This is a genomic window from Providencia rettgeri (assembly GCF_041075285.1).
GTDB lineage: Bacteria > Pseudomonadota > Gammaproteobacteria > Enterobacterales > Enterobacteriaceae > Providencia > Providencia rettgeri_G.
In genome coordinates, this window is the sequence record NZ_CP163512.1 from 2,557,536 (window position 1) to 2,578,225 (window position 20,690).

16 protein-coding genes, 2 tRNA genes and 2 rRNA genes are annotated in these 20,690 nt (G+C 42.7%); 7 read left to right on the top strand and 13 right to left on the bottom strand.

The features are described 5' to 3' along the window. Positions 1–12: 12 nt before the first annotated feature. From AB6N04_RS11610 to gmhB, 5 genes are all read right to left on the bottom strand, one after another. Positions 13–3,097, bottom strand: a 23S ribosomal RNA gene (locus tag AB6N04_RS11610). Between the two features lie 331 nt (positions 3,098–3,428). After that, a tRNA-Ala gene (locus AB6N04_RS11615) sits at positions 3,429–3,504 on the bottom strand. Positions 3,505–3,642: 138 nt separating this feature from the next. Then, positions 3,643–3,719, bottom strand: a tRNA-Ile gene (locus tag AB6N04_RS11620). A gap of 65 nt (positions 3,720–3,784) precedes the next feature. Then, positions 3,785–5,324: ribosomal RNA gene (locus AB6N04_RS11625) — 16S ribosomal RNA — on the bottom strand. Together the 16S and 23S rRNA genes with 2 tRNA genes alongside form the textbook arrangement of a ribosomal RNA operon. Positions 5,325–5,851: 527 nt before the next feature. Beyond that, positions 5,852–6,418 (bottom strand): D-glycero-beta-D-manno-heptose 1,7-bisphosphate 7-phosphatase, encoded by a 567-nt coding sequence (gene gmhB / locus AB6N04_RS11630; RefSeq protein ID WP_369308451.1) that lies wholly within the window; start codon positions 6,416–6,418, stop codon positions 5,852–5,854. Positions 6,419–6,589: 171 nt separating this feature from the next. Between gmhB and metN the strand changes: the two genes are divergently transcribed. The 6 genes from metN to proS all read left to right on the top strand — a co-directional run bounded on the left by metN (position 6,590) and on the right by proS (position 12,223). Further along, positions 6,590–7,621 carry a methionine ABC transporter ATP-binding protein MetN gene (metN, locus tag AB6N04_RS11635; protein ID WP_369308452.1) on the top strand — a complete coding sequence of 344 codons (1,032 nt, stop codon included), beginning with the start codon at positions 6,590–6,592 and terminating at the stop codon, positions 7,619–7,621. Then, complete coding sequence (gene metI, locus AB6N04_RS11640) at positions 7,614–8,267, top strand: methionine ABC transporter permease MetI (RefSeq protein ID WP_369308453.1); 654 nt, start codon at positions 7,614–7,616, stop codon at positions 8,265–8,267. Before metN ends, metI begins: the two co-directional genes overlap by 8 nt. Before the next feature lie 60 nt (positions 8,268–8,327). Then, positions 8,328–9,149 (top strand): MetQ/NlpA family lipoprotein, encoded by an 822-nt coding sequence (locus AB6N04_RS11645; RefSeq protein WP_369308454.1) that lies wholly within the window; start codon positions 8,328–8,330, stop codon positions 9,147–9,149. A 124-nt stretch (positions 9,150–9,273) separates the two neighbouring features. After that, positions 9,274–9,678: an Rcs stress response system protein RcsF gene (gene rcsF / locus AB6N04_RS11650; protein WP_369308455.1), complete on the top strand. Its 405-nt coding sequence runs from the start codon at positions 9,274–9,276 to the stop codon at positions 9,676–9,678. A gap of 7 nt (positions 9,679–9,685) precedes the next feature. After that, positions 9,686–10,405, top strand: coding sequence for a tRNA (N6-threonylcarbamoyladenosine(37)-N6)-methyltransferase TrmO (tsaA, locus tag AB6N04_RS11655; RefSeq protein ID WP_369308457.1), 720 nt, complete (start codon positions 9,686–9,688; stop codon positions 10,403–10,405). 99 nt (positions 10,406–10,504) lie between these two features. Next, positions 10,505–12,223, top strand: a complete 1,719-nt coding sequence (proS, locus tag AB6N04_RS11660) for a proline--tRNA ligase (RefSeq protein WP_369308458.1) — start codon at positions 10,505–10,507, stop codon at positions 12,221–12,223. 154 nt (positions 12,224–12,377) lie between these two features. Here the strand turns inward: proS and chbG are convergent, their stop codons facing one another. The 7 genes from chbG to nlpE form a co-directional block, all read right to left on the bottom strand. Beyond that, on the bottom strand, positions 12,378–13,133 hold the full coding sequence (gene chbG / locus AB6N04_RS11665) for a chitin disaccharide deacetylase (protein ID WP_369308459.1): 756 nt from the start codon (positions 13,131–13,133) through the stop codon (positions 12,378–12,380). Between the two features lie 35 nt (positions 13,134–13,168). Further along, complete coding sequence (locus AB6N04_RS11670) at positions 13,169–14,521, bottom strand: 6-phospho-beta-glucosidase (RefSeq protein ID WP_369308460.1); 1,353 nt, start codon at positions 14,519–14,521, stop codon at positions 13,169–13,171. Between the two features lie 116 nt (positions 14,522–14,637). Next, positions 14,638–15,504: a transcriptional regulator ChbR gene (gene chbR, locus AB6N04_RS11675; protein WP_369308461.1), complete on the bottom strand. Its 867-nt coding sequence runs from the start codon at positions 15,502–15,504 to the stop codon at positions 14,638–14,640. Positions 15,505–15,513: 9 nt separating this feature from the next. Then, on the bottom strand, positions 15,514–15,858 hold the full coding sequence (gene chbA / locus AB6N04_RS11680) for a PTS N,N'-diacetylchitobiose transporter subunit IIA (protein WP_369308462.1): 345 nt from the start codon (positions 15,856–15,858) through the stop codon (positions 15,514–15,516). A gap of 44 nt (positions 15,859–15,902) precedes the next feature. Next, positions 15,903–17,264, bottom strand: a complete 1,362-nt coding sequence (gene chbC, locus AB6N04_RS11685) for a PTS N,N'-diacetylchitobiose transporter subunit IIC (RefSeq protein WP_369308463.1) — start codon at positions 17,262–17,264, stop codon at positions 15,903–15,905. A 108-nt stretch (positions 17,265–17,372) separates the two neighbouring features. Beyond that, positions 17,373–17,693: a PTS sugar transporter subunit IIB gene (locus tag AB6N04_RS11690; RefSeq protein WP_369308464.1), complete on the bottom strand. Its 321-nt coding sequence runs from the start codon at positions 17,691–17,693 to the stop codon at positions 17,373–17,375. Between the two features lie 370 nt (positions 17,694–18,063). Continuing rightward, on the bottom strand, positions 18,064–18,720 hold the full coding sequence (gene nlpE, locus AB6N04_RS11695) for an envelope stress response activation lipoprotein NlpE (protein ID WP_369308465.1): 657 nt from the start codon (positions 18,718–18,720) through the stop codon (positions 18,064–18,066). A gap of 273 nt (positions 18,721–18,993) precedes the next feature. On the opposite strand from nlpE, the gene rof reads away from it, so the two are divergent. Further along, positions 18,994–19,257 carry a Rho-binding antiterminator gene (rof, locus tag AB6N04_RS11700; protein ID WP_369308466.1) on the top strand — a complete coding sequence of 88 codons (264 nt, stop codon included), beginning with the start codon at positions 18,994–18,996 and terminating at the stop codon, positions 19,255–19,257. A 60-nt stretch (positions 19,258–19,317) separates the two neighbouring features. Here the strand turns inward: rof and tilS are convergent, their stop codons facing one another. Then, the gene (gene tilS / locus AB6N04_RS11705; protein WP_369308467.1) at positions 19,318–20,670 is read right to left on the bottom strand and encodes a tRNA lysidine(34) synthetase TilS; all 1,353 of its coding nucleotides are present in this window, start codon (positions 20,668–20,670) and stop codon (positions 19,318–19,320) included. Positions 20,671–20,690: the final 20 nt, after the last annotated feature.

Genomic DNA, 20,690 nt, shown 5'->3' on the forward strand with positions numbered 1-20,690 from the left:
CTTCGGTGTTGTCAGGTTAAGCCTCACGGTTCATTAGTATTGGTTAGCTCAACGTATCGCTACGCTTACACACCCAACCTATCAACGTCTTAGTCTTAAACGTTCCTTTAGGACCCTTTAAGGGTCAGGGAAGACTCATCTCAAGGCAAGTTTCCCGCTTAGATGCTTTCAGCGGTTATCTTTTCCGCACTTAGCTACCGGGCAGTGCCATTGGCATGACAACCCGAACACCAGTGGTGCGTCCACTCCGGTCCTCTCGTACTAGGAGCAGCCCCTTTCAATCTTCCAACGCCCACGGCAGATAGGGACCGAACTGTCTCACGACGTTCTAAACCCAGCTCGCGTACCACTTTAAACGGCGAACAGCCGTACCCTTGGGACCTACTTCAGCCCCAGGATGTGATGAGCCGACATCGAGGTGCCAAACACCGCCGTCGATATGAACTCTTGGGCGGTATCAGCCTGTTATCCCCGGAGTACCTTTTATCCGTTGAGCGATGGCCCTTCCATTCAGAACCACCGGATCACTAAGACCTACTTTCGTACCTGCTCGAGCCGTCACTCTCGCAGTCAAGCTGGCTTATGCCTTTGCACTAACCGCATGATGTCCGACCATGCTTAGCCAACCTTCGTGCTCCTCCGTTACTCTTTGGGAGGAGACCGCCCCAGTCAAACTACCCACCAGACACTGTCCGCACCCCAGATTATGGGGCAACGTTAGAACATCAAACATTAAAGGGTGGTATTTCAAGGTTGGCTCCACGCAGACTGGCGTCCACGCTTCTAAGCCTCCCACCTATCCTACACATCAAGGCTCAATGTTCAGTGTCAAGCTATAGTAAAGGTTCACGGGGTCTTTCCGTCTTGCCGCGGGTACACTGCATCTTCACAGCGAGTTCAATTTCACTGAGTCTCGGGTGGAGACAGCCTGGCCATCATTACGCCATTCGTGCAGGTCGGAACTTACCCGACAAGGAATTTCGCTACCTTAGGACCGTTATAGTTACGGCCGCCGTTTACTGGGGCTTCGATCAAGAGCTTCTCCTTACGGATAACCCCATCAATTAACCTTCCAGCACCGGGCAGGCGTCACACCGTATACGTCCACTTTCGTGTTTGCACAGTGCTGTGTTTTTAATAAACAGTTGCAGCCAGCTGGTATCTGCGACTGGCTTCAGCTCCATGGGTAAACCACTTCACCTAATGCCAGCGTGCCTTCTCCCGAAGTTACGGCACCATTTTGCCTAGTTCCTTCACCCGAGTTCTCTCAAGCGCCTGAGTATTCTCTACCTGACCACCTGTGTCGGTTTGGGGTACGATTAATGATAATCTAGAGCTTAGAGGCTTTTCCTGGAAGCGGGGCATGAGCTACTTCGCCACCGTAGTGACTCGTCATCAGATCTCAGTGTATAGTGAACCGGATTTGCCTAATTCACCCACCTACATCCTTAAACCGGGACAACCGTCGCCCGGCCAGCCTAGCCTTCTCCGTCCCCCCATCGCAATTATCACCAGTACGGGAATATTAACCCGTTTCCCATCGACTACGCATTTCTGCCTCGCCTTAGGGGTCGACTCACCCTGCCCCGATTAACGTTGGACAGGAACCCTTGGTCTTCCGGCGTGCGGGTTTTTCACCCGCATTATCGTTACTTATGTCAGCATTCGCACTTCTGATACCTCCAGCATACCTCACAGTACACCTTCACAGGCTTACAGAACGCTCCCCTACCCAACAATATCTAATATTGCTGCCGCAGCTTCGGTGCATAGTTTAGCCCCGTTACATCTTCCGCGCAGGCCGACTCGACCAGTGAGCTATTACGCTTTCTTTAAATGATGGCTGCTTCTAAGCCAACATCCTGGCTGTCTGAGCCTTCCCACTTCGTTTCCCACTTAACTATGACTTTGGGACCTTAGCTGGCGGTCTGGGTTGTTTCCCTCTTCACGACGAACGTTAGCACCCGCCGTGTGTCTCCCGTGATAACATTCTTCGGTATTCGTAGTTTGCATCGAGTTGGTAAGTCGGGATGACCCCCTAGTCGAAACAGTGCTCTACCCCCGAAGATGAGTTCACGAGGCGCTACCTAAATAGCTTTCGGGGAGAACCAGCTATCTCCCGGTTTGATTGGCCTTTCACCCCCAGCCACAAGTCATCCGCTAATTTTTCAACATTAGTCGGTTCGGTCCTCCAGTTAGTGTTACCCAACCTTCAACCTGCCCATGGCTAGATCACCGGGTTTCGGGTCTATACCCTGCAACTCATTCGCCCAGTTAAGACTCGGTTTCCCTACGGCTCCCCTATTCGGTTAACCTTGCTACAGAATATAAGTCGCTGACCCATTATACAAAAGGTACGCAGTCACCCCATCCTCAAATGTCCCGCTTGCCTTGCCGTCCAATCTTGCCCGATTTTTTAACTTCCGCTGCTCATGGACTTCTATGTCCACTGCGCTGCGGCTTGAAAAAATCGACCAACCTTGTTAGCCAATGCTGCGCTGCTCTTGTGGTGGTCTTTTAAGCCATCACTCAATTGCCGAGGCACTTGAGTGATGGGGCTCCCACTGCTTGTACGTACACGGTTTCAGGTTCTATTTCACTCCCCTCGCCGGGGTTCTTTTCGCCTTTCCCTCACGGTACTGGTTCACTATCGGTCAATCAGGAGTATTTAGCCTTGGAGGATGGTCCCCCCATATTCAGACAGGATAACACGTGTCCCGCCCTACTCATCGAGTTCACAACACCAACACCTTCGGATACGGGGCTATCACCCTTTACTGCCGGACTTTCCAGACCGTTCTCCTGATGCTGATGCTGATTAAGACTCTGGGCTGCTCCCCGTTCGCTCGCCGCTACTAGGGGAATCTCGGTTGATTTCTTTTCCTCGAGGTACTGAGATGTTTCAGTTCCCTCGGTTCGCCTCGTTTGACTATGAATTCATCAAACGATAGTGCAACGAATTGCACTGGGTTTCCCCATTCGGATATCGTCGGTTATAACGGTTCATATCACCTTACCGACGCTTTTCGCAGATTAGCACGTCCTTCATCGCCTCTGATTGCCTAGGCATCCACCGTGTACGCTTAGTCGCTTAACCTCACAACCCGAAGGTGTCTTTTCGTGTCATTCTGACGGGTAATGGCTGCGCGTGCATCGATTCTATGTTGGGCAGTGCTCGCAATGCTCACGTACTCATGTACGCTGCGCTTGCTGTGCGCTGGCCGCCTTGAATCGCTGACTGCTCGCTCATTACGTTTTGCCATCATGACAAAGAACATCTTGAGTTGAGATTTTTGAGAGACTCTCACATCGTTTAAGCGATAAACGATGTGCGTTGTTTTCAATTTTCAGCTTGTTCCAGATTGTTAAAGAGCATAATTATTCGCAATAGACTATTGCTAATCTATTCTGAATAATCAGAAAAATTATGGTGGAGCTAAGCGGGATCGAACCGCTGACCTCCTGCGTGCAAGGCAGGCGCTCTCCCAGCTGAGCTATAGCCCCATAAAGGTTTTTCGGTATCAATCAATCTCCTGATAAGATTTTTTTCTTACTCGGAGGTCTTTTTTCTTAGACAAGGCATGGATTAGCGACGTTTACTTGGGTAAACGAGCTTAGCCATAACGCAGCATAAGAGAAAAGTGGTAGGCCTGAGTGGACTTGAACCACCGACCTCACCCTTATCAGGGGTGCGCTCTAACCACCTGAGCTACAAGCCTATCGATACCGCTACTCTATTTCATCAGACAATCTGTGTGAGCACTTCACAAGTACACTTCAATGGTAAGGAGGTGATCCAACCGCAGGTTCCCCTACGGTTACCTTGTTACGACTTCACCCCAGTCATGAATCACAAAGTGGTAAGCGCCCTCCCGAAGGTTAAGCTACCTACTTCTTTTGCAACCCACTCCCATGGTGTGACGGGCGGTGTGTACAAGGCCCGGGAACGTATTCACCGTAGCATTCTGATCTACGATTACTAGCGATTCCGACTTCATGGAGTCGAGTTGCAGACTCCAATCCGGACTACGACGTACTTTATGAGTTCCGCTTGCTCTCGCGAGGTCGCTTCTCTTTGTATACGCCATTGTAGCACGTGTGTAGCCCTACTCGTAAGGGCCATGATGACTTGACGTCATCCCCACCTTCCTCCGGTTTATCACCGGCAGTCTCCTTTGAGTTCCCGACCGTATCGCTGGCAACAAAGGATAAGGGTTGCGCTCGTTGCGGGACTTAACCCAACATTTCACAACACGAGCTGACGACAGCCATGCAGCACCTGTCTCAGAGTTCCCGAAGGCACCAAAGCATCTCTGCTAAGTTCTCTGGATGTCAAGAGTAGGTAAGGTTCTTCGCGTTGCATCGAATTAAACCACATGCTCCACCGCTTGTGCGGGCCCCCGTCAATTCATTTGAGTTTTAACCTTGCGGCCGTACTCCCCAGGCGGTCGATTTAACGCGTTAGCTCCGGAAGCCACTCCTCTAGGGAACAACCTCCAAATCGACATCGTTTACAGCGTGGACTACCAGGGTATCTAATCCTGTTTGCTCCCCACACTTTCGCACCTGAGCGTCAGTCTTTGTCCAGGGGGCCGCCTTCGCCACCGGTATTCCTCCACATCTCTACGCATTTCACCGCTACACATGGAATTCTACCCCCCTCTACAAAACTCTAGCTGACCAGTCTTAGATGCCATTCCCAGGTTAAGCCCGGGGATTTCACATCTAACTTAATCAACCGCCTGCGTGCGCTTTACGCCCAGTAATTCCGATTAACGCTTGCACCCTCCGTATTACCGCGGCTGCTGGCACGGAGTTAGCCGGTGCTTCTTCTGTCGGTAACGTCAATCGTTGATGATATTAGCATCAACGCCTTCCTCCCGACTGAAAGTACTTTACAACCCTAGGGCCTTCTTCATACACGCGGCATGGCTGCATCAGGCTTGCGCCCATTGTGCAATATTCCCCACTGCTGCCTCCCGTAGGAGTCTGGGCCGTGTCTCAGTCCCAGTGTGGCTGATCATCCTCTCAGACCAGCTAGGGATCGTCGCCTAGGTGAGCCATTACCTCACCTACTAGCTAATCCCATATGGGTTCATCCGATAGCGCAAGGACCGAAGTTCCCCTGCTTTGCTCCTTAGAGATTATGCGGTATTAGCCACCGTTTCCAGTGGTTATCCCCCTCTATCGGGCAGATCCCCATACATTACTCACCCGTCCGCCGCTCGTCAGCGAGAAGCAAGCTTCCCCTGTTACCGCTCGACTTGCATGTGTTAGGCCTGCCGCCAGCGTTCAATCTGAGCCATGATCAAACTCTTCAATTAAAAAGCTTGATGCTCAAAGAATGTTACTGTCTCGTAACGCTCTTTTGTTCGGTTAACTTTGTCAGCTGCGCATCGCTTCACCTCGCCGTACTTAAGTACTGTCTCGGTTCATCGCTGCTTGCTTTCGCGTTACCCTTCCAAAATAACGTTACTACCTATTAAGTTCATATATATGAATTAACGTGTTAGTCACTCTTCAAGACTTAAAATCAAATATTTTTTTGATAGTGTCCTGTGAGTGCCCACACAGATTGTCTGATAAATTGTTAAAGAGCGTTGCGACTGAATCTTTCGATTTTCGACTTCAAGGTCGTTGTCGCGAGGAGGCGTATAATACGTTTTCCTCCGTGAGAGTCAAGCAATTTTTTGCTTTTTCTTTTCAGAATCTCTCGCTGCCGTTTCAGTGTTCATCGCGCTTTGCGTTGTCTTGTTCCCGGTCAGTGGATGCGCATTATAGGCAGCCAGAAAAATCTGGCAAGTGTTTTTTTTAACTTTTGCTCTGACTGCTTGCTTATCACCCAAAATGGCTATTTTTTGATTCTTTTTAGCGTTTCTGGTAGTTCTGCTATGCTATTAATCACAAAATCGGCACTATTCATTGCTTCTTCTGACACAGGTTCGCCACTTTTAACGAGGACTGTCGTTCCGACTTTCGCGGCTTTACCCGCTAAAATGTCTGCAAGTTTATCACCTACCATTATAGAAGCAGCCATATCTATATTTAAGAACGATTGTGCATCTAATAGCATACCCGGGTTCGGTTTACGGCAATTGCAGTCTTGACGATATTCTTCAACATCCGACTCTGCGTAATGTGGGCAAAAATAGATACCATCAAGATCAACACCACGGTCGGCAAGTGACCAGTCCATCCATTCTGTTAATTGCATAAATTGGTCTTCAGTATAAATGCCACGACCAATGCCCGATTGGTTTGTAACAACCACTAACGCATAACCCATTTTCTTTAATTCCAGCATGGCTTCAATAGCGCCTTCAATAAATTCAAAATCATCTATTTTATGCACGTAACCATGATCGATATTAATTGTGCCATCTCTGTCTAAAAAGACTGCTGGTATCCCTTTACTCACCTGTTTACTCCTCAAACTAAATATCGCTTCAGTATCTCACGAAAAGAAATGAAATGAGAATAGAATAAATCGCACAATCTTTATTGACTTAGACGTCTAGACGCCTTAACATCCAACCATATTAGATACACTATCTAAAAGAACAATTCAGATAAAAGTTAGAAAACATAAATGATAAAGCTCTCAAATATAAATAAAGTTTTCCAGCAAGGAAGCCGTAACATTCAAGCGCTAACCGATATTAGCTTGCATGTACCTGCTGGTCAGATATATGGCGTTATTGGTGCTTCAGGCGCAGGTAAAAGCACGTTAATTCGTTGCGTTAATATGTTAGAGCGCCCAACTTCAGGCCAAGTTATTGTTGATGGGCAAGATTTAACATCAATGACAGAAAAAACGTTGACGAGAGCACGCCGCGGTATTGGCATGATTTTTCAACATTTTAACTTATTATCTTCACGTACTGTTTTTGATAACGTGGCTCTGCCATTAGAACTCGACAATACGCCTAAAGACAAAATTAAAGAGCGGGTTGATGAGTTATTAGATTTAGTCGGTTTAAGCGAAAAGAAGGATGCTTACCCTGCTAATTTATCTGGTGGACAAAAACAACGTGTTGCTATCGCACGTGCATTAGCCAATTCACCAAAAGTTTTACTGTGTGATGAAGCCACTAGCGCCTTAGACCCAGCAACAACTCGTTCAATTTTAGAATTACTGAAAGATATTAACCGCCGTTTAGGGTTAACCATCTTGTTAATCACTCACGAAATGGATGTCGTCAAACGCATCTGCGATCAAGTTGCGGTGATTAGTGGCGGTCAATTAATCGAACAAGATAAAGTAAGTGAAGTGTTCTCTCACCCGAAAACACCTATTGCACAAGCTTTTATTCAATCAACGCTAGTTATTGATATTCCTGATGACTATAAAGAGCGTTTGAATACGGAAGCGGGCAAAGATTTATCACCATTGGTGAAGTTAGAATTTACAGGGCAGTCTGTTGATGCGCCACTAATTTCGATGGCTGTACGTAAATTTGATATTGATATTAATATTTTAAGCTCTCAGATTGATTACGCAGGCGGCGTAAAATTTGGTGTGATGTTAGCCGAGTTGCATGGCATAAATGGTGGTATTGAGTCCACAATTGAATTTTTGAAAGAGCACCACGTGAAAGTAGAGGTTTTGGGTTATGTCTGAGAGAATGATTTACTTGCTGATTAACGGCACCATCGACACTATCACAATGACCTTTGTTTCCGGTTTTTTAGGCTTTGTTTTAGGCTTACCACTGGGTGTTTTACTTTATATTACGCGTAAAGACCAAGTAATGGAAAATGTCGGTTTATACCGTGTTCTTGCCGTTATAATTAATATTTTCCGTTCTGTACCTTTTATTATTTTACTCGTTTGGATTATTCCATTAACGTCGTTTTTAGTGGGTACAACTATTGGCTTAAAAGCCGCAATCGTACCTTTAACTATTGGCGCAGCGCCATTTATTGCACGTATGGTAGAAAATGCACTTTTGGAAATTCCAAGCGGTTTGATTGAGTCAGCACGTGCTATGGGAGCGACACCGCTTCAGATCATCCGTAAGATCTTGATCCCTGAAGCTATGCCAAGCCTGATTAACGCAGCAACCATTACCTTAATTATGTTAGTGGGTTATTCCGCAATGGGCGGCGCTGTAGGTGCCGGTGGTTTAGGGCAAATCGCACTGCAATATGGCTATCAAACCTATAACCCTGTTGTCATGAATACCGTTATTGTTCTTCTTGTAATTTTAGTAAACGCAATCCAATTTGGTGGCGAATACTTAATGAAAAAAGTTTCACATCGATAGTCAGTAAAATAGCTGCGCCGTTAGGGTGCTTATAAAGTCCGTATGAAAGGGGTAATACCAATGTCTATTAAATTAAAATCTATCGCAGTTGTCGGCGCGCTATTAGGCACACTCGTTTTAGCGGGTTGTGGTGAAAAAGAAAAAGATGCTAATAGCATTAAAGTTGGTGTGATCATGGGCAAAGAGTTAGAAGTTGCTGAAGTCGCACAAAAAGTTGCTAAAGAAAAATACGGTTTAGATGTTGAACTGGTTTCATTTAATGACTTCGTATTACCAAACGAAGCTTTAAGTAAAGGCGACATTGATTTAAACGCGTTCCAACACAAGCCATATCTCGATCAACAAATTAAAGATCGTAATTATAAGTTAGTACCAGTTGGTAATACATTTATTTACCCAATTGCTGCTTACTCTAAAAAAATTAAGTCTGTTGACGAATTAGCGGACGGTTCACAAATCGCATTACCTAATGACCCAACAAACTTAGGTCGTTCTTTACTGCTGCTGCAACAACAAGGTTTAATTAAATTAAAAGACGGCACAGGTTTAATGCCAACCGTTCTGGATGTTATTGAAAATCCAAAAAACTTAAAATTTGTTGAATTAGAAGCGCCACAATTACCACGTGCACTTGATGATCAGAAAATTGCTTTAGCCATCATCAACACCACTTGGGCTAGCAGCGCAACACCAAAACTGACACCAGCAAAAGATGGTTTATTTGTTGAAGATAAAGATTCTCCATATGTAAATATTATTGTTGCTCGTGAAGACAATAAAGATAACGAAAATGTGAAGAAGTTTATCCAAGCTTATCAATCAGATGAAGTAGCAAACAAAGCTAATGAAGTCTTTGATGGTGGTGCAGTTAAGGGCTGGTAATCTTTTTTATTATTGAAAAAACGATTAAAATACTAGGTGGCTCCGTGCCATCTAGTATTTTTTGCAATTTATAGACTATAAAAATAACGACATCTTTTTGAATCATATAAGAAAGGTATAACTTATGAGACTGTTATTGCTCACCTTAGCCGCGTTTACGTTAGCTGGGTGTGGGATTAACCAATACACGAGTCCAGGGGCAAACAAAGGTTTCACGAGTATGAAATTGTCTAAGCCTGTACCGAGTGTGACTAAAGAACCTGAAACAGCAAATGTTAAATTAATGAATAGCCCTGAAGAACTATTGGGTATGCCTTTCAAAGACTTAGGCATTGTTTCTGGGGAATCTTGCAGAGAAAGCGTTCAAAGCCCACCTGCAAATTTAAACACAGCCAAAAACAGTATGTTATCGCAAGCTGCGTTTATCGCTGCTGATGCTGTCCTTTTGCACCAATGCCAGACAATGACCGCTCCTGGTTGTTATCAAGCAACGATTTGTGAAGGTAGCGCATTAAAAATTGTTGAATAACTGCCATATGCAATCTTTTCAATTTGATATTATTGGGCATATCGAATCACCCTATAAAGAAAAGTTTGCCATCCCGCGTCAACCTGGACTTGTGTCAGGTGGCGCAGGACGCCTACACCTTCATCCCCCTTTTAATGATGCTAATACCGTTCGTGGCTTAACACAATTTAGTCATATCTGGGTGATTTTTGTTTTTCATCAAACAATAAAAGGTGGCTGGAAGCCTTTAGTCCGCCCTCCCCGCCTTGGTGGTAATGACAAAATGGGGGTATTTGCAACACGCTCAACATTTAGACCAAACCCAATAGGAATGTCTCTTGTTGAATTAAAAGGGGTTTCTATAAAAAACAACCAAGCTATACTTGAGCTTGGTAGTCTGGATTTGGTCGACGGCACACCAGTGATTGATATCAAGCCTTATTTACCTTTTGCTGAAGCCATACCTGAAGCAACCGCGGGATACGCGCAAGATGCGCCTTCAGATAATATGCAAGTTTTATTCACACTGCACGTTGAAAAACAATTAGCGTCTTATCAACATCAATATCCCGCACTAAAGCAATTTATTGAACAAGTTTTAATGCAAGACCCTCGCCCTGCGTATAAAAAACAATCTAATGATATTCGTGACTATGCCGTTCATTTATTAGATTTTAATATTCGTTGGCGAGTGATTAATGGCGTGACTGAAGTATTCGCTATCGAACCTTACGAAAAAACGTGTTAACCCCTTTTGGCGGATCTCAGTCGCTGGTAGACTAGATCTCTATATACTTTGGTAGGCAAGCGGCTTACCATAATTTGTTGTTCTAATGGAACCTATACAATGCGTACTAGCAAATATCTGCTCTCAACTCTAAAAGAGACCCCTGCGGATGCAGAAGTTATCAGCCACCAGCTGATGCTGCGTGCAGGAATGATCCGTAAACTTGCTTCTGGTCTATATGACTGGTTACCCACTGGCGTGCGTGTTCTGCGCAAAGTAGAAAATATTGTCCGTGAAGAAATGGAAAATGCAGGCGCTATCGAGGTATCTTTACCCGTCGTGCAGCCCGCAGATTTGTGGCAAGAAAGTGGACGTTGGGAACAGTATGGTCCTGAGTTGCTGCGTTTTGTTGACCGTGGTGAGCGCCCGTTTGTTCTCGGCCCAACCCATGAAGAAGTGATCACCGATTTAGTGCGTAACGAAATCACTTCATACAAACAACTGCCATTGAATTTATTCCAAATTCAAACCAAATTCCGTGATGAAGTTCGCCCGCGTTTTGGTGTCATGCGTTCACGTGAATTTATTATGAAAGATGCCTATTCTTTCCACATTAGCCAAGAATCATTGCAAGAAACCTATGATGCGATGTACGAAGCCTATAGCAAAATCTTCACGCGCATTGGCTTTGACTTCCGTGCCGTTCAAGCAGACACAGGCTCTATCGGTGGAAGTGCCTCCCACGAATTCCAAGTGTTAGCCAAAAATGGTGAGGATGATGTTATTTTTTCAACAGAATCTGACTATGCTGCAAACATTGAATTTGCCGAAGCATTAGCTCCCACTACACCACGTGGAGAACCGACAGAAGCATTGCGTTTAGTTGATACGCCAAACGCAAAAACGATCGCTGAGTTGGTAGAACAATTTAACTTACCTGTTGAAAAAACGGTTAAGACTCTCATTGTTCATGCAGAAAAAGATTCAGGGCATACATTAGTCGCATTATTGATCCGTGGCGATCATGAATTGAATGAAGTTAAAGCTGAAAAACATCCTCTCGTTGCTAGCCCACTGACGTTCGCAACAGAAACTGAAATCAGAAATGCCGTAAATGCAGGACCAGGATCATTAGGTCCAATCAACATGCCACTACCGATGATTATCGACCGCAGCGTTGCTGTGATGAGTGACTTTGGTGCAGGTGCAAATGTTGATGGTAAACACTATTTTGGCATCAACTGGGAACGTGATGTAGCGTTACCTGACACGTACGATTTGCGTAATGTCGTTGAAGGTGACCCAAGCCCAGATGGTAAAGGTGTGCTACAAATTAAACGCGGTATCGAAGTTGGTCATATTTTCCAATTAGGTACCAAATATTCAGAAGCCATGAAAGCGTCTGTGCAGAACGAAGAAGGCCACAATCAAATCGTCACCATGGGTTGCTATGGCATTGGTGTAACCCGTATTGTTGCTGCCGCTATTGAACAAAGCCATGATGATCGTGGGATCATTTGGCCAGATGCCATCGCGCCTTTCCAAGTTGCCATTTTGCCAATGAACATGCACAAATCTTATCGCGTAAAAGAGGTGGCGGAAAAACTGTATGCTGATCTAAAAGCAAACGGGATTGATGTCATTTTTGATGACCGTAAAGAGCGTCCAGGTGTGATGTTTGCCGATATGGAGCTGATTGGTGTTCCACACACCATCGTTATTGGTGACCGTAACTTAGATAACAACCAAATTGAATATAAATCACGCCGTAGTGATGATAAAGAATTGGTTGGTCTAGAAAATGTCGTTAGCTTCCTTAAAGGTAAGCTTGGCAAATAAGTTAGGTTAACCTCTAGGGGCTGTTGATCTTTGCTGGTCAATTTTTATTTGAATTAAAGCCATTTTAGGCAAGAGCCTCTCAACGTAGCAGCAAAGATCAACAGCCCCTAGGAATAAAGCCCAAATGACTATCATTTTGAATTTGGGCTTTTCTTCAGATATCGCGGTAAGAACCAATTTTAAAACCACGTGCCACAATTTGTGATTTTAAATTCTCCGACGTTAATACTTCCAATTCATTTAAACGTGGATAAGCATAATTGCTTTTTAATAGTGCATTATCAATAAAAGCCGGATGGCTCATAACTTCAATACTGTTATAACCCTGTGCTTTCGCTTCATCGATAATTTTTAACAATAACGCTTCTGAAATTTTATCGCCATAAAACTCACTACTAAAACAGTCAGTGCTCGCCACTTGATATGATAATGGCGGCCAATTTTTCTCTAATTGGCGATCAACACGTAATGCCACGCCTTTTTCCTGCGCGAACCCGACGACTATTGGAAAAATACCTTCAATCATATGCACGTGGTGATGGCTATCAATATGACTAGGCTTTTGACCAAAAATTTCAATAAATTTTTGATATTGCAGATTTAGCTCTTGTTCAATCTCAGACAGTGGTAACTCATTGATATCAATATCCCACAGCCATTTACCCAACATTCCATCACGACTAAGTGCCGGCATTGATGAAAAAGGTTTACCTGCTGTTAAAACAAAATGCATACCCACCGCTAAATTCGGATTTTCATGGCTTAATTTAGCAGCATGGTATATTGCGGGCATATTCATCATTGCACTAGTTGAATTAACAACCCCATTACGATGAGATTCGATAATGCCGTAATTAACGGCTTCACATAACCCGAAATCATCGGCATTCACAATAAGTAATGAAGCCATTGGCTCTCCTCTAATACTATAAGCCATTTGGCTAATTAATTTTCCTGCTCAAGTTGTTGTATTGCTCTAGCAAAGTTAGGCAGGTGTTTTTTATGTGCGATAAGTAGTTCCTTAGCAATTAAACGTGCATCATTGTCCGAATGAATTAATGGATTCAAGTTCATTGCCAGTAATACATCATTAAACTGGCCATTCACAGCAGCTTGGCTAGTCGCAATTTCAAAGTTCTTTAAGGTATAAATTAAACCAAGTACCTTATCATCAAAATGGGTGACTCGTGGATGAGGTTTTGCGCCATCACGCCCAAGTAGGCAGGTCATTTCCACTGTCCAATCATCAGGAATATTATCAATTTGCCCTTGATGTGGGATATTAACGTAATGTTCTGTATTTTTATCGTTATAAATAGCATTAATCACTTCACAAGCGGCATCTGAATAATAAGCCCCGCCCCGTAATTCAAGCTCTTTAGGCTTCACATCTAACGATGGATCCTTATAAAGTTCAAAAAGTTTATGTTCTACTTTTTGTACAATTTGCGCACGAGCCCCACCTTTATAATACTCCCCAAGTTCGATAGCTAACATTTCTTTTGGTTTAAAGTAATACAGTAAATAAGAACAAGGGATCAGGTTTAAGCTGCGAATTAAGCCTTCGTCAAAAGCAAGATCAGTAATATTTTTCACTGAGTTAGCACTTAATGTTCCAGAAGCAATACCATCTAACAACTCATCAAAACGAGAAACGCCATTAACAATTACATCCTTGATGAAAACCATGTGGTTTAAACCAAATAAATCGATGGACAGATCGTCTTGGTCTGAAAGTTTAAGAACATCTGTAATAAACATTTTCATGCCAATCGGTATATTACATACACCAATAAACCGCTTAAAGTTAGTGTGGCGATACACGGCTTCTGTCACCATTCCTGCTGGGTTAGTAAAATTAATCACCCATGCATTAGGACAGATTTTTTCTACATCTTTAATAATGTCAAAAATAACAGGGATCGTCCGTAGCCCTTTAAATAACCCACCAGCACCATTGGTTTCTTGACCTAAATAACCATGTTTTAGAGGAATAGACTCATCTAATTCACGGGCTTTTAATTGACCTACTCTTAATTGTGTGGTTACAAAGTCTGCATCTTTAAGTGCTTCTGCGCGATCCAATGTTTTCACTATTTTTAACGGGATGTTCGCGTGTTTAACCATTCGTTGGCATAAATCAAAAATAATATCTAATTTTTCTTTGCCTTCTTCAACGTCCACTAACCATAACTCAGTAATTGGAAGTTCATGGTAACGTTTAATAAAACCTTCTAGTAATTCAGGTGTATAGCTACTACCGCCACCAATAGTGACAACTTTTAACTTCTGAGTCATATTAACCTCATAAAACCTTATACAATAGACATAGAAAGGCACACCATCTTTATTAAAAAGATGGTTATGCTTGATTTTTTAATTAACCGTTTTTAATACAATTTAATTAATATAAATTAACCCACCATTTTTTGCTCAATACTAAATAAATTTTTCCGATAGTCACTCGGAGTTAATGATGTTGACTCTTTAAATTTTTTCACAAATAAACTTGGGCTACTGTAACCAGATTCAAATGCAATATCTGTAATTGAATAGTTGGTAATTTCCAATTGTTTTTTGGCAAAATTAATTCTGATATCGTTAATTATTTGCATTGGTGTTTTGCCATAAAAACGCTTTGTCGCCCTTGTTAAATACTCTTGAGATTTTCCCGTCATAGAGATCATATTTTGTAAAGCACTCTCACCGAACATCGCTATATCATGCATCTCTTCCAGTGTGTTCTTTAACCATTGAGGCGCATCATCTTGTAAACTCTTTTCACGGAAATGACGTAAGCGATTAACCACATTAAAGGTAACTAATTCGATAAACTCATTAAACTCGCTGTCTCTGAAATTTAAGGAGGCAATAACAGATTCAATATAAGCCATAAATTCATTTTTTAATTGATAGCTTTGCGAAGCAACAAAACAACTTGGTAATAATGGCAAATAATGTTTATCAAAAAATGATTTGCTAATTCCAACATTCAATATTCGTGTTGGTCCAAAGTCATAAGCACTTTCATGATGCGAGCCGATAGGTAAGAAAACGAAATCGCCGCGTTCTAGTAGTATTTTTTTTCCATTAATGATTTGGTAACAGCGTCCCGTTAATACAATGGTATATTCATAATAGTCATGTTGATGCAGTCCACTTGCACTCTCAACTTTATTATAAATAAAGACATGAAAGGTTTTATTGTTAAACAGTTCACTTTCCTGAACTAATTTAATTTCAGCATTAGTGTCGGTTTTATTCATCAGTGTCTGCATCATTATCCCCTTTTAATGGTTTAACTTTTCATGTAGCTCAATTAATTCTGTAATAAGTTCGCGAGCTAACATGGCATTCATTAAATGATCTTGTGCGTGAACAAGCACTAAACTCACTTTAATTCGCCCCTCTCCCATATCGCTTTCAATCAGTTGAGTTTGTACTTTGTGGGCCTCATTCAAAGCAGAGTGAGATTGTTCCATTAAACTTTTGGCTGTTGTGAAGTCACCCTCTTTTGCTTTTCTTAATGCGGTGTAGGCTAAACTTCTCGCTTGTCCCGCATTAATGATTAAGCCCATGACGACTTCTTCTAATTCGTTAGCGGCATCTTCTTGAATATCATCGAGTTCAAACATACTTTTATCTCTACTAAAGTGGGAGGAGCAAGCTCCTCCATTTTTTAAAACTTCAGTGCATTCGCAATGTCTTCTTCACTTTCTTCTTCATCTATCTTATTTTGGGCTTTGTTCGAAATCACCACAAATGGTAGATAAACCAGAACAGCAACACCAAGGTTAAATAAAGCAAGCAGTAAAGCGGCAATACTTCCGTTAGTGTTAAAGAAGGCGGCTAAACCTGTCGGCATTGTCCACGGTGCAATATTTGTCACTGGAGGGATAATCCCTAAAGAATACGCAGCTACCATTATTCCCGCCAATAAAGGTTGAATAAGAATAAAAGGAATAAACATAACTGGGTTCATAATGATAGGTAATCCAAAAATAATCGGTTCGTTAATTTGGAAAATACCTGCTGGTAACGCTAATTTCGCAACTTGGCGGTGATCCGCACGACGTGAGGCAATAAAGATAGCAATAATCAGCCCTAATGTTGCCCCTGTTCCCCCTAAGAACACGTAGGAGTCAAGCATTGGTTTTGCCCACATGTGGAAAGACTTCCCAGCAGCAATTGCCGCATCCACAGAACCATATTCTGCATATAATGAGACGTTTTCTAATGCCCACGGCGTCATAATACCGCTATCTAAGGCAGTCAGTGCTAATGAACCATGAATACCAAAGAACCACAGTAACGACGTAAATACCACATAGGCCCATCCCACGATGTTCCCCATTGATGCAAGTGGTGTCGACACGGTATCCATAATAATCTGATGGAAGTTAGTGCTAATACCACTAGAAAGCGCCCAAGACACAATCCCCATGATAGACAAGATAATAAAACCCGGGATTAGTGCAGAGAATGAACGAGAAACCGATGGTGGTACGCTTTCAGGCAACTTAATTACCCAGTTGCGACGTACAATAAATGCAAACAATTCGGCGACAATTAACCCTAAAATAATGCCTGAAATAATATTTGCGCCGCCCAACCAATTTGCCCCAACCGCGTATGCGCCATTCACTTCATAAGGCGTGACCGTCATAAATGAAGCGACTGCCAGCAAACCTGCGGCTAATGGGTCAACTTTTCGCTCTTCTGCTAGTGCCATTGCAATAAAAAAGGGAGCCATTAGGGACATAATACCCAGTGTTCCGTTATAAACATTTCCCCCTATTGCTTTAAATCCATTTAATGTTTCTATGGTCGACGGTTCTAATCTCACGCCCAATGAGTAAAAGAACGAGCCAGTATCAAAACTTAAAAACACATTATTAATCAGTACAAACATAGCCCCAACTAACGTCAGTGGCATAATACGAATAAAACCATTCTTTATTGCATTAACATGAGGTTGCTTTCCCAATCTAACCGCAAAGGGAAGGAGTACCTTTTCAAGCGAAGTGATAACAAGACTCATAAAAATACCCTCGATTTTTTGAGTGTGCTCCATTCTGATTAGGCTAATCCGCAGTAAATAGCACTAAGGTTGATGGAGTTATTATGTAGTAGAGGTAACTCTCTGATTTTAATTTGCTGTTTGTTTTTTTATGCTTGCAACGGCTGCTTTTAATACCCCAAGCCCATCAACTTTGCCGTACAGCAATGAATCAATAACTTCGACAGGTTTATTGGGTAATACTTTTTGAATATCCGTTAACATCCAAGCAATTTGGGGACCAAGTAAAACCAAATCTGCATCAATGCCTTTTTCACTCACTAAACTTTCGGGAAAGGCTTCAATGTTGACTGGTACATCATATTTTTCTGCCTGCTGCCTCATTTTGTTCACTAACAGCGAGGTAGACATACCCGCAGAACAAAATAAATAGATATTTTTTTTCTTCATTCCTTATCCTTTGCTGCGTTCTATTTTTTGATTACCGCCGTAATTTATAAATTTTGTTACAGACTTGCGGTTTTTTTTGAGTGGACGAACTAAAAATTCAAATTATTTCTAGCTGAATGCAGTATACGGACTTCCCTTAGTTTGCGATATTTCATAGTTAGCACTAATTGTCTGTCATTGACCAATCCCTATGACAGCCTTCACAAAACCTACAAATATTTTGCGACAATAAAAAAGTAATATTGATATCAAGAAGGATGAGATGTGGAAAAAAGCGTAAGGTATGGGCTGTTTTTATTGATATTTGAAGAAGTTAAATAAAAGAAGCCCAATATTTCTATTGGGCTTTCAAATAAAAATTCAGTTCAGATTAGTTACAAGACGCATTTTTATCAAATTTGATTTGACCTGTTTGCACTAATGCAGAGTCAAATTGGCCGTCTTCCATTGATGGACGAACGGTATAATAACCTTCAACCTCTACGTAAACTGGTGTTCCAGCTTCAACGCCTGTTTCACTATAGGCTTTTTCTAATTCAATTCCTGAAGCCGCATACTGACGTCCCGTACTGCATTCTTTAAATACAGCAGCATCTGCCATATAGCGATATTGCCCTATTTTTTTACTTGGCTGAACACGGTTTAACGTATAGTTGAGTTCCGTCTCAATTGGGTTGCCTTCTAAATCCAGCAAGGTGACGGACTCACCATTATCGGCTTTAGCAAAAAAGGTATTCTCACCTTTCGGATTGGTGGTGCGCAGTTTGTTACCTTCAAGACTCCATTTGCCAGCTTCATGGAAACCACTGTTGCCGTCTTTTGTTCCCAAATAAATCAGTTGCTCAACATAACTGCCATCTTGGTTAACTAACAAAGTTGCTTCAATGCCTGAGCAATCAGCACAAGGCAATACCCCTGTGTAAACCTGATCAACAGGCACTACATTGGTATTTCGTGCACCACTTTGACAGCCTGCTAATGTCACCGTACCAGCCGCTATTAAGACTAACAATAGTGATTTTTTCATGATAATTCCCTTGAAATCATTTGTTTTTAACTTGTTTACCAATATGAAACATCATAGCACCTCAAGCCATAAAAAAATGAAAAGAGTCAGATAATTCGGACATAACTGATAAAAAATATCACGCATTAGCTTGATGAATAAGAATTGTCTTTTTCATCAAGTAGCGATTATAGTTATTAAAATTACTGTGCTATTATCGGACTAAGCATTTTTTTGCTTGGTACAACATGTTCAAGGCGGCAATAACCGCCACTAACACAGTGGTGAAGGAATATGTCTACAGATACTGAATATCAACCTATCAATTGTGATGATTACGAATATCTAGAAATTGCATGCCAACGTCAGCTGAAGTTGCAGATAAAACTTAATGACGGCGAGAATATTGAAGGACAAGCCAGTGATTTGCTTCTACGAAAAAAAGTCGAGTACCTGATTGTTGAAACACATGAAGGCACAAAGGAGCTAAGGTTGGATTACATTAATTCCTTCAGTCATCCAGAAATCGGTACGATAGTTATCGACCACTCTCACTAACACTCACAATTTGAGTTCTTCTTGCCCCTTATGATAGTCACAGTCATAAGGGGTTTCTTATTATAACGCGAGCTGAAATTCGTTCTTTTTTTGCCAATCTATCGCAATACCCAACAATCCATCGCCAACTAAGCCTTCTGGGGTAATAAAGCACCCCACCGCCGTAATCAGTTGGTCATTATAATAAATCAGCGGAATACGCTCTCGCATCCACGGTGCTACGCCGAGCTCTTGCCAAATTTTTTTACTGCTTCTTGAACGGTGGCGACCTACAATATTGAGAGTTCCTTGTAAACCAAAGCGCACCGTTACGCTCTCACAAGGCTCTGGAGGGCGAATTTGCCCCTGCCCTTCCATAATCTGCAATATTCCAAGTGATTCAGGCAGTTCAAAGGAAGCTGGATATGACCATGTATATTGCTGTCCAGCCAAGTTTGCAATACGTTGAACCACCCACAATGCCCCTTGGTAACGACGAATTTCAACAGCACCTAAGCGACAAACAGGTTCAGCATCCTGCCGAGCAAGCGCAACTTCATGCCAGATACGTTCTAACTGATTAAATGGTGGCATTGGAAGTTGATGTAGTCCAACCCAACGGCGTATCAATGCATTACGTTTCGCCAAAGAGCAGTTCTGTAGCTCATCAATAAATAAACCACCTCGATAGTCCATCATGCCTTCAAGCGTTTCTTGCAATAATTCATCCAGTAAGGATTCTTGCTCGGCACACAGTGACGCACTCCGAGCAATGGCATGAGAAATATGCGGCCAGCGCGCTGTTAAGCGCGGTAAAATGTGTAACCGAAGGAAATTGCGATCATAACGATCATCTTGATTACTATCATCTTCCACCCACGGTAATTGCTGCTCTTGCATATAAGTTTCTAAATCAACGCGGGGGATAGTTAATAATGGACGCAATAATTGAGTTTGACCTTGCTTTGTGACAAAAGAGAGGGATCCTGGCATGGATGATAACCCTGCAGGACCACTTCCGCGCTTCAAGGCTAGTAAGAATGTTTCCGCCTGATCGTCAAGGTGTTGAGCCGTCACTAAGACTTCATTCACTTCAATGACCTCACGATACGCTTGATATCGGGCATCCCGTGCAGCCGCCTCAATCCCTTTTTCACTGGGGTCTACGAAAACATGACGGCAGATAAAAGGGATTTCCCATTGTTGGCATAGCTGTGCACAATGTTGCTGCCAAGCATTTGCCTTGGCGTTCAAGCCATGATGAACATGGATAGCACGAATAATTAATGCCGGATCATGCTCCTTTTTGATCAGATAAAGGGCATGCAACAACACTGTTGAATCAATCCCTCCACTGAACCCTACGAGTATTTTTTTGTGATCGGCTATTTTTTCCCGTACTCGTTCGATGATCATGGCTGATTGAGATACCATTCGCTCACCCTTTTGACTAT